The sequence below is a fragment of the Acidovorax sp. FG42 genome (assembly GCF_057809195.1).
Map to the genome: position 1 here is coordinate 1 of NZ_JBMDJM010000005.1, position 12,055 is coordinate 12,055.

The 12,055-nt window shown below is 63.5% G+C and carries 9 protein-coding genes and 2 tRNA genes; 8 read left to right on the top strand and 3 right to left on the bottom strand.

Translation table 11 applies throughout. The features are described 5' to 3' along the window. Positions 1-89 precede the first annotated feature (89 nt). The 3 genes from ACODSM_RS07105 to ACODSM_RS07115 all read left to right on the top strand — a co-directional run bounded on the left by ACODSM_RS07105 (position 90) and on the right by ACODSM_RS07115 (position 3,387). Positions 90-165 (top strand) — tRNA-Glu (locus ACODSM_RS07105). Positions 166-217: 52 nt separating this feature from the next. Continuing rightward, positions 218-294: transfer RNA gene (locus ACODSM_RS07110), tRNA-Asp, on the top strand. Positions 295-504: 210 nt separating this feature from the next. Continuing rightward, positions 505-3,387, top strand: coding sequence for a bifunctional diguanylate cyclase/phosphodiesterase (locus tag ACODSM_RS07115; RefSeq protein ID WP_488804793.1), 2,883 nt, complete (start codon positions 505-507; stop codon positions 3,385-3,387). Positions 3,388-3,612: 225 nt separating this feature from the next. Here the strand turns inward: ACODSM_RS07115 and ACODSM_RS07120 are convergent, their stop codons facing one another. The 3 genes from ACODSM_RS07120 to ACODSM_RS07130 form a co-directional block, all read right to left on the bottom strand. Beyond that, complete coding sequence (locus tag ACODSM_RS07120) at positions 3,613-4,371, bottom strand: 3-hydroxyacyl-CoA dehydrogenase (RefSeq protein WP_015014461.1); 759 nt, start codon at positions 4,369-4,371, stop codon at positions 3,613-3,615. Between the two features lie 119 nt (positions 4,372-4,490). Beyond that, on the bottom strand, positions 4,491-5,543 hold the full coding sequence (locus ACODSM_RS07125; protein ID WP_343734718.1) for an extracellular solute-binding protein: 1,053 nt from the start codon (positions 5,541-5,543) through the stop codon (positions 4,491-4,493). Between the two features lie 389 nt (positions 5,544-5,932). Beyond that, complete coding sequence (locus tag ACODSM_RS07130) at positions 5,933-6,481, bottom strand: phasin family protein (RefSeq protein WP_015014459.1); 549 nt, start codon at positions 6,479-6,481, stop codon at positions 5,933-5,935. A gap of 199 nt (positions 6,482-6,680) precedes the next feature. On the opposite strand from ACODSM_RS07130, the gene ACODSM_RS07135 reads away from it, so the two are divergent. The 5 genes from ACODSM_RS07135 (at position 6,681) to ACODSM_RS07155 (ending at position 12,043) form a co-directional block, all read left to right on the top strand. Then, positions 6,681-7,613 carry a histone deacetylase family protein gene (locus ACODSM_RS07135; protein ID WP_488804794.1) on the top strand — a complete coding sequence of 311 codons (933 nt, stop codon included), beginning with the start codon at positions 6,681-6,683 and terminating at the stop codon, positions 7,611-7,613. After that, a complete protein-coding gene (locus ACODSM_RS07140) occupies positions 7,610-8,092 on the top strand; it encodes an acyl-CoA thioesterase (RefSeq protein ID WP_488804795.1) in 483 nt (160 codons plus the stop codon). The genes ACODSM_RS07135 and ACODSM_RS07140 overlap by 4 nt, the downstream gene beginning before the upstream one ends. A gap of 252 nt (positions 8,093-8,344) precedes the next feature. Next, entirely contained in the window at positions 8,345-9,565 is a 1,221-nt protein-coding gene (gene pncB / locus ACODSM_RS07145; RefSeq protein WP_209820190.1) for a nicotinate phosphoribosyltransferase, read from the top strand. A gap of 77 nt (positions 9,566-9,642) precedes the next feature. After that, a complete protein-coding gene (locus tag ACODSM_RS07150; protein ID WP_110961296.1) occupies positions 9,643-11,055 on the top strand; it encodes a sodium:proton antiporter in 1,413 nt (470 codons plus the stop codon). 4 nt (positions 11,056-11,059) lie between these two features. Beyond that, a complete protein-coding gene (locus ACODSM_RS07155; protein WP_488804796.1) occupies positions 11,060-12,043 on the top strand; it encodes a 2-hydroxyacid dehydrogenase in 984 nt (327 codons plus the stop codon). The last annotated feature ends 12 nt before the right edge of the window (positions 12,044-12,055 follow it).

Below are 12,055 nucleotides of genomic sequence, written 5' to 3' on the forward strand. Positions count from 1 at the left end.
GAGCGCTTGCATGGCATGCAAGAGGTCATCGGTTCGATCCCGTTTACCTCCACCAAATTTGTCAGTAGTTCGGTTAGTTCCAAGGTTTTGACCCCATCGTCTAGAGGCCTAGGACATCACCCTTTCACGGTGAGTACCGGGGTTCGAATCCCCGTGGGGTCGCCAAGTTGTAGCGCTTGGCTTGTGTTGAGAAATGCAAGCGAAAAGCTGCCTGCCAGGAGTGGTAGTTCAGTTGGTTAGAATACCGGCCTGTCACGCCGGGGGTCGCGGGTTCGAGTCCCGTCCACTCCGCCAGATATCAACCGCTGCAGTCGCAAGGCTGCAGCGGTTTTTTTATGCCTCTTTGGCTACGTCATGTGCTCGCATGGCAGTGCAGGTATCCTGAGACAGGTTCCGCTACTGGGGTTCAACCTGTTACAAGTGGTAGGGCCTGTGCAAGAATCAGCGATAGTCGGCTGCACAGCCATACCGCCCAGGCGGCTCTCAGAGATCCATCCCGCGCCTATGAACCTTTTTCGGCTGCAGATTCACCCACAGCACCTGGCCAGCTTCAAGGCTGTGGCGCCGGTGCTTTACTTGTTGACCGGTGGGGTGATTGCAGCCTGGGCCTATTTCTCGGTGGCCAGTCCGCAGCGGGTGGGGCACTACCTCACGCTGCACCAAGTGCTGGAGACGCTGTCCATTGCTGTGTCTGCCCTGGTATTTGCAGTGGGGTGGAAGGCGCACAGCCTCAATCCGCAGCGCAATGTGCTCATCCTGGCTTGTGGCTTTCTGGGCGTGGCGATCCTCGATTTTTCGCACATGCTGTCATTCGCCGGCATGCCCGACTACATCACGCCCAACTCGGTAGCCAAGGGCATCAATTTCTGGTTGCCCGCGCGATACCTGGGGGCTCTGACGCTTCTGGGTGCGGTGGCGCTGCATTGGCGCGTGCCCGGCGATGCAGCAGCACCTGGCCCTGGCAGATTTTTGGTGCTGGCGCTGGTACTGGCCGTTGTCGCAGTCATCCACGCCGTTGTGTTCTGGTTTCCACATTGGTACCCGCAGACCTACGACGACCAGGGGCTCACACGGTTCAAGATTGCATCCGAGTACGGCGTGGTGGCCTTGTACGCGGCGTCGCTGGGCGTGCTGCTGCACTGGGCGCGGGAGCGTGCTGCCTTTGATGTGGCCCGGCTGTTCGCCGCCGTGTGGGTGATGGCCCTGAGCGAGTTTTTTTTCACGTTCTACGTCGTCGCGACCGATCCCTTCAATCTGTTGGGCCATATGTACAAGGTGGTGGGGTACTACTACCTGTACCGCGCCATTTTTGTGGGCACCATCGAGGCGCCGTACCGGGTGCTCAAGCAGTCCGACAAGGCCATGCGGGCCGTGCTGGACGCCGTGCCTGACCTGATGTTCGAGGTGACCCGCGACGGTCGCTATGTGCAGATCCATACGCGCCAGCCCGAATTGCTGCTGACGCCTGCCAACGAGGTCATGGGGCGGTCGATCCACGACATCCTGCCTCCTGCGGCGGCCGCCGTAGCGCAGGCTGCGATCAATGCTGCAGCAGAGCAGGGCCTGGCCCGCGACTTCCAGTACGCACTGGACCTGCCCGACGGGCAGCACTGGTTTGAGCTGTCCGTGGCGCGCAAGGGAATGGATGATGGAACGGATGATCAGTTCGTGGTGCTGTCCCGCGACATCACGCAGCGGGTTCAGATGCTGGACACCTTGCGCAAGCTGCGCCACGCTGTCGAGCAGGCGCCCAGCTCCATCTTCATTGCAGGCGCTGACGGCAACATCGAATACGTGAACCCAGCGTTCACCGCCACAACAGGCTACAGCCCCGAGGAGGTGATTGGCCGTAACCCGCGTCTGCTGAGCGCCGGGGCCACGCCTGCCAGCGTGTATGCCGACCTGTGGGCGCATCTGACATCTGGCCGTCCGTGGCGTGGCGAATTCGTCAACCGCCGCAAGGGCGGCGGCGAGTACAACGAGTCCGCCATCATCTCGCCACTGCATGACGAACAGGGCCGCATCACCCACTATCTGGCCGTGCAGGAAGACGTGACGGAGCGTCGGCGCGACGAGGAGCGCATCCGCAAACTGATCAACTTCGATGCGCTGACGGGCCTGCCCAACCGCACGATGTTCGCGTCCCGGTTCAGCCAGGCCCTTGCACTGACGCAACGCAGCGGCCATCAGCTTGCGCTGTTGTACCTGGACCTGGATCACTTCAAGAATGTGAACGACTCGCTCGGTCACCAGGTAGGGGACGGCTTGCTGATCGAGATCGCGCAAAGACTGCAGTCGGTGGTGCGCAATGAGGACACGGTGTCCCGGCAGGGTGGGGACGAATTCGTCATCGTGCTGCCGCTCACCGACGCACAGCAGGCAGCCCATGTGGCCGATGAGCTGCAGGCGCAGGTGCGCCGCATCTGCAAGCTGGAGCACCACGAGCTGGTGGTGACTTCTTCCATCGGTATTGCGATGTACCCCGAGGATGGGGGGGACTTCGAGACCCTGGCGCAGCGCGCCGACGCGGCCATGTTCCGTGCCAAGGAGTCCGGGCGTGACACCTACCGGTTCTTTTCGGCGGACATGCAGGCCCGGTCGCTCAGGGTGCTGCAGATCGAGAATGCCCTGCGCAGTGCTTTGGTGCTGGGCCAGCTGACACTGCACTACCAGCCACAAATCCGGCTGAAGGATCGGCGACTGGTGGGGGTGGAGGCCTTGCTGCGCTGGACGCACCCCGAGCTGGGTGCCGTCAGCCCGGCCGAATTCATCCCGGTGGCAGAGAGCAGCGGCCAGATTCTGGGCATCGGCGAATGGGTGCTGCGCACCGCGCTGGCCCAGGCCCGGCAGTGGCGTGATGCAGGCCATACCGAGCTGGTGGTGGCGGTGAACCTGTCGATGGTGCAGTTCCGCCACCCGGGTCTGGTGGACATGGTGGGGCGGGCGCTGGCCGACAGCAACGTGCCACCGCAGATGCTGGAGCTGGAGCTGACCGAAAGCATCGCCATGGATGCACCGGAGCAGGTGATTGCCATCGTGCGGCAGTTGTACGACCTGGGCGTGCAGCTGTCCATCGACGACTTTGGCACCGGGTACTCGTCGTTCAGCTACATCCAGCGCCTCAAGGTGCACAAGCTCAAGATCGACCAGTCGTTTGTGCGCCATCTGGGCGAAGACCCCAGTGCGCCCCACATCGTGCGCGCCATCATTGGCCTTGCGCAAAGCCTGGACCTGGAGACCATTGCCGAAGGTGTGGAAACGGTGGCGCAGCGCGATGTGCTTTTGGGACTGGGCTGCGACACGGGGCAGGGCTACCACTTCAGCCGCCCCGTGCCTGCCGCCGACTTGCAGGGGCTTCTCACCCAGGGCCACGCGGTATTGGGTTGAGACGGCGGGAGGCAGAGGCAAGCCGCCGCCCAAACAAAACCGCCGCGTTTTGGGCGCGGCGGTGGGGGCGTTAGCTAAGGGTTTGACTCGCGGCAGTCCCGTGGCCTGTGCAGGCTCCTGGTGGACTGTTTTGGTGCCGAACCGGCACCATGCGCTAGAGGAATATGCCTGAGATGCTATCGAAAGAGTAGCGTTCAGGTAGGCCTCTTTGACTTCTGCCCCAGCTCAGCGTGGAGCCAGGCGAATGGCACCGTCCAGACGGATCACCTCGCCATTGAGCATGTCGTTTTCGAGGATGTGGCGCACCAGCTTGGCGTAGTCCTGCGGGGTGCCCAGCCGGCTGGGGAAGGGCACGCCAGCGGCCAGCGCGTCCTGCACTTCTTGCGGCATGCCAAACAGCATGGGGGTGCCGAAGATGCCGGGCGCAATGGTCATGTTGCGGATGCCGTTGCGTGCCAGGTCACGGGCAATTGGCAGGGTCATGCCCACCACGCCGCCCTTGGAGGCTGCATAGGCGGCCTGGCCGATCTGGCCGTCATAGGCAGCCACGCTGGCCGTGGAGATCAGCACGCCACGCTCGCCGGTGGACTCGGGCTCGTTCTTGCTCATGGCCTCGGCGGCCAGGCGGATCATGTTGAAGCTGCCGATCAGGTTGACCGTGATGGTCTTGCTGAACAGGGCCAGCGCATGCGCGCCGTTCTTGCCCACGGTCTTCTCGGCGGGGGCGATGCCGGCGCAGTTCACCAGGCCCACCAGCTTGCCCAGCGACACGGCCTTGGCCACCACGGCCTGGCCATCGGCCTCGTTGCTCACATCGCACTTCACGAAGGCGCCGCCGATTTCCTTGGCCACAGCCTCGCCTTTTTCGGCCTGCATGTCGGCAATGACCACGGTGCCGCCCTGGGCGGCCAGCATGCGTGCTGTGCCTTCGCCCAGGCCCGATGCGCCGCCGGTGACGATGAATACCTTGCCTTGGATGTCCATGGTTGTCTCCAGTAAGTGACGTTAACGTAAACGTCAATTATGGCGCATCTCCCTGCCGTGCTGAACGCGAAAAAAAGCCCGGACCAGGCCGGGCTTGTGGTGGGTGAGGGCAGGGCAGGTTACTGGAAGCCCACGCGGTCCAGCATCTGCTGCACCTTGGTGGTGTTTGCACCCACCGCGCTGATCGGGATGGTCTCGCTCTTGAAAGGCTTGCCACCGGTCATGGCCTTGAGTGCCGGGTTGTCCAGCGTCACGCCTTTGGCTGCGGGCCACTCGTTGTTGCCATTCGCAAAGTAGTTCTGTGCCTCGGGGCTGGCCAGGTATTCGAGGAACTTGATGGCGTTGGCCTGATTCTTGGAGTGCTTGGCCACTGCGCCGCCAGCGATGTTCAGGTGCGTGCCCCAGGATTCCTGGTTGGGGAACACCACGCCCACCTTGTTGACCACGGCTACGTCTTCGGGCTTGTTGGACCGCATCATGCGCGCCAGATAGTAGGTGTTGGTCACGGCGATATCGCACTCGCCGGCGGCCACGGCCTTGATCTGGTCAGTGTCGCCGCCCTTGGGCGGGCGGGCCAGGTTGGCCACCATGCCCTTGAGCCAGGCTTCGGCCTTTTGTTCGCCCATGTGTTCCGTCACCGCGCCGAACAGGCTCAGGTTGTAGGGGTGCGAGCCGGAGCGGATGCACAGCTTGCCCTTGTTCTTGGGGTCACCCAGTTCTTCGTAGGTGTCCACATCGGCCTTTTGCATCTTGACCTTGTTGTAGACGATCACGCGCGCACGGGTGGACAGGCCAAACCACGAGATACCGCCGTCCGCAGCCGGCTGGCTGCGCAGGTTGGCGGGGATGGCATCGTTCAGCACCTTGGACTGGATGGGCTGGAACAGGCCGTCCACCTCGCCCTTGTACAGGCGGGCAGCGTCCACCAGCAGGATCACGTCAGCGGGCGAAGCAGCGCCCTCAGCCTTCAGTCGGGCGAGGATGCCGGCATCGTCGGCATCCACACGGTTGATCTTGATGCCCGTGGCCTTGGTGAAACCGGTGTACAGGGCCTCGTCGGTGGAGTAGTGGCGGGCCGAGTAGAGGTTGACCACTTGTTCCTGGGCATGCACGGCACCTGCAGCGGCGGCCAGCGCACAAGCGCCCAACAAGGCTTTCACAGTCTTCGACATGGGTTGCATCTTTCGGGGTTGAAACTGCGGCAATGATAAAGCAAACGCGAATTATTCTTGATCAATGTCCGGGGCAAAGGCCGGATTTAGCGTCTGGGTTTGAGGTGGCGCAAGGGCCCAATGCGCTGGGAACTGGGTCGCCTCCAGGTGATGGGTTCTCCACGCGGGCCGGTTCCAGTGCCCGCTGTTTTGACCACTGCAGCGGGCAGACCAAAAAAAAGCCCGGTCGTAAAACCGGGCTTTAAAAGGATCCTTGAAACGGGTGTTTCGAGAGGATCCAAGGAGACAACTGGGGCGCTGTTGACAAGGTCAGCAGCGCATGGGTTGAATTATCAGGGTATTCCCTGAACGCGGCCTAGAGGTTGCACTCCAGACCGCAGGTAAGGCGATTAACGCTTGCGGGGAGCAGCCGTCTTGGCAGCGTTGGCAGCGGTGTTGGCCACGGCGTTGAAGTTGGCTTCAGCCACGTCAGACGCTTGCTTGACAGCCTTTTGCACCGACTCGAACGCGTTGTTGGCGGCAGACACGGCGCTCTTCATCACGGCCACAGCGGTTTCAGAACCGGCGGGGGCGTTCTTGGCGGCGCTGTCCACCAGATTGGTAAAAGCCTTCTGTGCGTCGGTGGCCTGGGCTTCGAAAGCCTTGCCGAACTCGGCGCCGGTGCCCGAAGCGATGTCATACAGGTGGCGGCTGTAAGCAGCGGTCTTTTCAGCCAGGGGCTGGAACAGGCCGGCTTGCAGGGCCAGCAGTTCTTGTGCGTCCTTCACGGCCAGCACGGCTTGCGTGTGGTTGGCGGCTTCGGACAGCGCAGCGCGCGAAGCGGTCACGTTCAGTTCGACCAGCTTTTCCACGCCTTCGAAAGCCTTGGAGGTCAGGCCAAACAGGGTTTCGATGTTGGCCTTGTGGGATGCCAGGATTTGTTCTGCGGTCAGCGACATGTCATATCTCCTAAAAATGAGGGCCCATGGGGCCGGGGTGGTTCACAGACATCTGCGCTGACCTTGATCTGGTAATCATGTTGCAGTGCAGCATGGGTTGAATTTTAGGGACTTGTGGTGCTATTGCAAGGGGTTTTTGTTGCAGTGCAGCAAATTAGACACGATCACCCAGAAATCCTCGGCTTGCCACAATCGTGTCATGCACGCTTACTACGCCGACCACTTCGTGTTGCCTTTGCCCGAAGGCCACCGCTTCCCCATGGCCAAGTACCGCATGCTGCGCGACCGGATTGCGGAGCATTTGCCGGGCGTTGTGCTGAAAGAGGCACTGCCCGCCTCCGATGAGGCGCTGGCGCGCGTGCACAGCCCGCAGTACATCGACGCTGTGGCCCACGGCACGCTCGCGCCCGCCGCCCAGCGGGAGATCGGCTTTCCCTGGAGCCCGGCCATGGCCGAACGCGCGCGCCGCTCGGTGGGCGCCACCCTGGCCGCCACCCGCGCCGCGTGGCGCGAGGGCGTGGCGGGCAACGTGGCTGGCGGCACGCACCACTCGTATGCCGACAAAGGCAGTGGCTTTTGTGTGTTCAACGATGTGGCGGTGGCTGCCCGTCAGGCACAGGCCGATCACCTGAACGATGGATCGGGCTGGCCGCTGCAGGTGGCGGTGATCGACCTGGATGTGCACCAGGGCAATGGCACGGCCCATATCTTTCAGGGCGACGACAGCGTGTTCACCCTGTCGCTGCATGGCGCACGCAACTTTCCGTTTCGCAAGGAGCCGAGCGACCTGGATGTGGAGCTGCCCGACGGGTGTGCGGATGATGAGTACCTGCACGCGCTGGACCAGGCGTTGGAGACGCTGGACCACCGCTGCAAGCCGGATCTGGTGTTTTATCTGGCGGGGGCGGACCCCCACGTGGGCGACCGGCTGGGGCGTCTCGCTGTCACGCACGATGGGCTGGAGGCACGCGACCGGCGGGTGTTTGACTGGGCCTGGCAGCGGCGTATTCCCACGGTGTTCGTGATGGCGGGCGGTTATGGCAACGACCTGGAGGACACGCTGCAGGCGCAACTTACCACCTGGCGCGTGGCCTGGCAGTACCACCAGCGCTGGCAGAATGTGCGGCCATGACCTCTGCCGCCAGCCCCTCTCCTGTCGCTTCTTCCGCGCCGGTCCGCCCGGCTCCGCAGCCGCGCAGCGCCTACCGCGTGTTTCGCCCCATCACCACACGCTGGGCCGACAACGACGTTTATGGGCATGTGAACAACGTCGTGTACTACAGCTGGTTCGACACGGCGGTGAACGCCCATCTGATCGACCAGGGCGTGCTGGACATCCATGCGGGCCAGACCATCGGCCTGGTCATCGAGACCCAATGCAATTACTTCGCGCCGCTGGCGTTCCCGCAGACGGTGGAGGCGGGCATTCGCGTGGCGCGGCTGGGCGGCTCCAGCGTGCGTTACGAGGTGGGCCTGTTTGCGCAGGGCGAGCCGCTGACGGCGGCGGCAGGGCACTTCATCCATGTGTACGTGGACCGCGAAACCCGCCGCCCGGTGGCCGTGCCACACGCATTGCGCAACGTGCTGCAGGCGCTGGTCATGCCCGGCTAATGGGCAGTGGATCGGCGGTTGATCAGTAGCTGTAAACCGTAGCTACTGATTTGATAGCGTCAGGCGCAGCTGCAATGTGCGCCTGGGCCCAAAACAGCCTGAATGCACAGCGGCGGCTGAACACTGGCTGACGCCGCCCGCCGTGCCGCGCACCGGGCGCCGTGATGGCCTACACTTTGCGGCTTTGTTGTCCGGTCTGCGGCCGGAGCATCGCGTGCCCAGCGTGCGCGGTTTCTGAGGCTTGCCCTGTCCATGATCATCACCAGCCTGCTCGACACCGACCTGTACAAGTTCACCATGATGCAGGTGGTGCTGCACCAGTTTCCGGGCGCGCAGGTCGAATACAAGTTCAAGTGCCGCAACCCCGGCGTGCAGCTGGCGCCGTTTGCCAACGAGATCCGCGACGAGATCCGTTCGCTGTGCAGCCTGCATTTTCAGGATGCCGAACTGGCCTACCTGCGGTCGCTGCGGTTCATCAAGAGCGACTTTGTGGACTTTCTGGGGCTGTTCAGGCTCAACGAGAAATACATCACCGTCGTGCCCCAGCACAACGGCGAGATCGACATCACCATCCGCGGGCCCTGGCTGCACACCATCCTGTTCGAGATCCCGGTGCTGGCCATCATCAACGAGGTGTACTTTCGCAACACGCAGAAGGTGCCCGACTTTCCGGAAGGCCGTCGCCGGCTCGATGCCAAGATCGCGCTGCTGCAGGGCGAGGGCCTGTCGGACCTCAAGATTGCCGACTACGGCACACGCCGCCGCTTCAGCCGCGCCTGGCACGAAGAAGTGCTGCGCGTGCTGGTGGCCCGCCTGGGCACCGGCGACCGCCGCCCGGGTGCGCCCGCAGGCCCCGGGCAGTTTGCGGGCACCAGCAACGTGCTATACGCGATGAAGCTGGGTGTGACCCCTTTGGGCACCATGGCGCACGAGTATCTGCAGGCCTGCCAGGCGCTGGGCCCGAGGCTGCGCGACAGCCAGGTGTTCGGCTTCGAGATGTGGGCCAAGGAATACCGGGGCGACCTGGGCATTGCGCTGTCGGACGTGTACGGCATGAGCGCCTTCCTGCGCGACTTTGACCTGTACTTCTGCAAGCTGTTCGACGGAGCCCGCCATGACAGCGGCGACCCGTTTGCCTGGGGCGAGCGCCTGTTGGACCATTACCGCAAGAACCGCGTGGACCCGCTGACCAAGACGCTGATTTTCAGCGATGCGCTCACCATCCCGCGCACCATCGAGCTGTACCAGCAGTTCCGGGGCCGCTGCCAGCTGGCGTTTGGCATTGGCACCAACCTGACCAACGACCTCGGCAGTCCGCCAGCCCACGAGCCCTTGCAGGTGGTCATCAAAATGACGCGCTGCAACGACCAGCCCGTGGCCAAGCTGTCGGATACGCCGGGCAAGGGCATGTGTGATGACGAGAAGTACCTGGCCTACCTGCGCCAGGTGTTTGAGATTCCCTCGCCGGTGTGACCTTGCAGCGCAGGTGTCGCGCGGGCGCCGACACCTAGCACCCCCTGATTTTTAGCAATGAGACGGAGACAAGAACCATGAAATTCTCGCGCGGGCTGGCAGTGGCCGGCCTACTGGCGGCGTTGCCGGGTTTGGCATTGGCGGCCGATATTGATGGCAGCGCGCTGTCGATGCTGTGGGGCGTGCCCTTTGCCGGCATTCTGCTGTCGATTGCCTTGATGCCGCTGTTGGCTCCTATCTTCTGGCACCACCACTTCGGCAAGGTTGCTGCCGGCTGGGCGCTGGCTTTTCTGGTGCCGTTTGCGCTGGTGTTTGGCCCGGGCGCCGCGGGCGCAAGTTTTGTCCACGCGCTGGTGGCCGAATACATTCCGTTCGTTATCCTGCTCACCGCGCTGTTCACCGTGGCGGGGGGCATCTACATCCGGGGCAACCTGCATGGCAGCCCGGCGCTCAATACCGCCATCCTCGCTATTGGCGCGGTGCTGGCCAGCGTCATGGGCACCACGGGGGCGTCGATGCTGCTCATCCGCCCGTTGATCCGCGCCAATGACAACCGCAAGCACACGGCGCATGTGGTGGTGTTTTTTATCTTCATCGTCTCCAACGCCGGGGGCTCGCTCACGCCGCTGGGCGACCCGCCGCTGTTCCTGGGCTTCCTGAAGGGAGTGGACTTCTTCTGGACGGTGAGCCACATCTTCCCCGAGACCCTGTTCCTGGTCGGCTCCCTGCTCGCCATCTTTTTCGTGATGGACTCCTGGTACTACCACCGGCGCGAAGAGGTGCTCAAGGCCGACCCCACCCCCGACACCAAAGCCATCGGCTTTGACGGCAAGGCCAACTTTGCGCTGCTGGGCGTGGTGGTGGCGCTGGTGCTGCTCAGCGGCCTGTGGAAGTCGCAGGTCGCGTTCACCATCGCCGGGGCCGAAGTGGGCCTGCCCGGCATCGTGCGGGACGTGGGCCTGATCATCGTGGCGCTGGTGTCCCTGCGCATCACGCCCAAACAGGTGCATGAAGACAACCAGTTCAGCTGGGGCCCCATGCAGGAGGTCGCCAAGCTGTTTGCGGGCATCTTTCTCACCATCATTCCGGTCATTGCCATGCTCAAGGCGGGCGTCAATGGCCCGTTTGGCGCCGTGGTGTCCGCTGTCACGCGGCCGGACGGCACCCCCGACCCGGCCATGTACTTCTGGGCGTCCGGGCTGCTCAGCTCCTTCCTCGACAACGCGCCGACCTACCTGGTCTTCTTCAACACCGCCGGGGGCGACCCGGCCGTGCTGATGACCACCCTGGCCCCCACGCTGGCTGCCATCTCGGCCGGCTCGGTGTTCATGGGCGCCAACAGTTACATCGGCAATGCGCCCAACATGATGGTCAAGGCCATTGCCGAAGACCGGGGGGTGAAGATGCCCAGCTTCTTCGGCTACATGCTGTGGTCGGGGGGCATTCTGGTTCCGCTCTTTATCGTCATGACTTTCATCTGGTTCAGGTAACCCCATGAGCAAACCCCGCATCCTGGTCGCCCGCGCGATCTTTCCCGACATCGTGGACTGTCTGCGTGAGTATTTCGACGTCGAAGCCAACCCCGACGACGTGATCTGGACCCCGCAAGAGCTGGCCGCGCGCCTGGCCGACAAGGACGGTGTGCTGACCACCGGCAGCCAGCGCATCGATGCCGCACTGCTCGCCGCCGCGCCGCGCCTCAAGATCTGCGCCAACATGGCCGTGGGCTACAACAACTTTGACGTGGACGCGATGACCGCCGCTGGCGTGCAGGGCACCAACACGCCCGACGTGCTCACCGAGACCACGGCCGACTTCGGCTTTGCATTGTTGATGGCCACGGCCCGCCGCATGACCGAGAGCGAGCATTACCTGCGGGCCGGAAAGTGGACCAAGTGGAGCTATGACATGTTCGCGGGCAGCGACATCCACGGCAGCACGCTGGGCATCATCGGCATGGGCCGCATCGGACAGGGCATTGCCAAGCGCGGCGCACACGGCTTTGGCATGAAGGTGATCTACCACAACCGCTCGCGCCTGTCGCCCGCGCTGGAGGCCGAATGCAAGGCCACCTACGTGGGCAAGGAGGAACTGCTGCGCACCGCAGACCATGTGGTGCTGGTGGTGCCCTACACGGCAGCGTCGCACCACACCATTGGCGCGCCTGAGCTGATGCTAATGAAGCCCACGGCCACGCTGGTCAACATCGCGCGTGGCGGCATCGTGGACGACGCGGCGCTGGCGGTGGCCCTGCGCGAGCGCCGCATCGCGGCTGCAGGGCTGGATGTGTTTGAAGGCGAACCCAGCGTGCACCCCGATCTGCTGACCGTGCCCAACGTGGTGCTCACCCCGCACATTGCCAGCGCCACCGTGCCCACCCGGCGTGCCATGGCCAACCTGGCGGCGGACAATCTGATCGCCTTCTTCGACGGGCGCGGGCCGCTCACACCGGTCAATCAGCCCGCCAGCCTGCGCTGATTTCAATTTCGA

Bases quoted from the DNA above. Each gene is read 5' to 3' on its own strand.
- ACODSM_RS07115 (WP_488804793.1), top strand. From the start codon at position 505: ATGAACCTTTTTCGGCTGCAGATTCACCCACAGCACCTGGCCAGCTTC.
- ACODSM_RS07120 (WP_015014461.1), bottom strand. From the start codon at position 4,371: ATGGACATCCAAGGCAAGGTATTCATCGTCACCGGCGGCGCATCGGGC.
- ACODSM_RS07125 (WP_343734718.1), bottom strand. From the start codon at position 5,543: ATGTCGAAGACTGTGAAAGCCTTGTTGGGCGCTTGTGCGCTGGCCGCC.
- ACODSM_RS07130 (WP_015014459.1), bottom strand. From the start codon at position 6,481: ATGTCGCTGACCGCAGAACAAATCCTGGCATCCCACAAGGCCAACATC.
- ACODSM_RS07135 (WP_488804794.1), top strand. From the start codon at position 6,681: ATGCACGCTTACTACGCCGACCACTTCGTGTTGCCTTTGCCCGAAGGC.
- ACODSM_RS07140 (WP_488804795.1), top strand. From the start codon at position 7,610: ATGACCTCTGCCGCCAGCCCCTCTCCTGTCGCTTCTTCCGCGCCGGTC.
- pncB (WP_209820190.1), top strand. From the start codon at position 8,345: ATGATCATCACCAGCCTGCTCGACACCGACCTGTACAAGTTCACCATG.
- ACODSM_RS07150 (WP_110961296.1), top strand. From the start codon at position 9,643: ATGAAATTCTCGCGCGGGCTGGCAGTGGCCGGCCTACTGGCGGCGTTG.
- ACODSM_RS07155 (WP_488804796.1), top strand. From the start codon at position 11,060: ATGAGCAAACCCCGCATCCTGGTCGCCCGCGCGATCTTTCCCGACATC.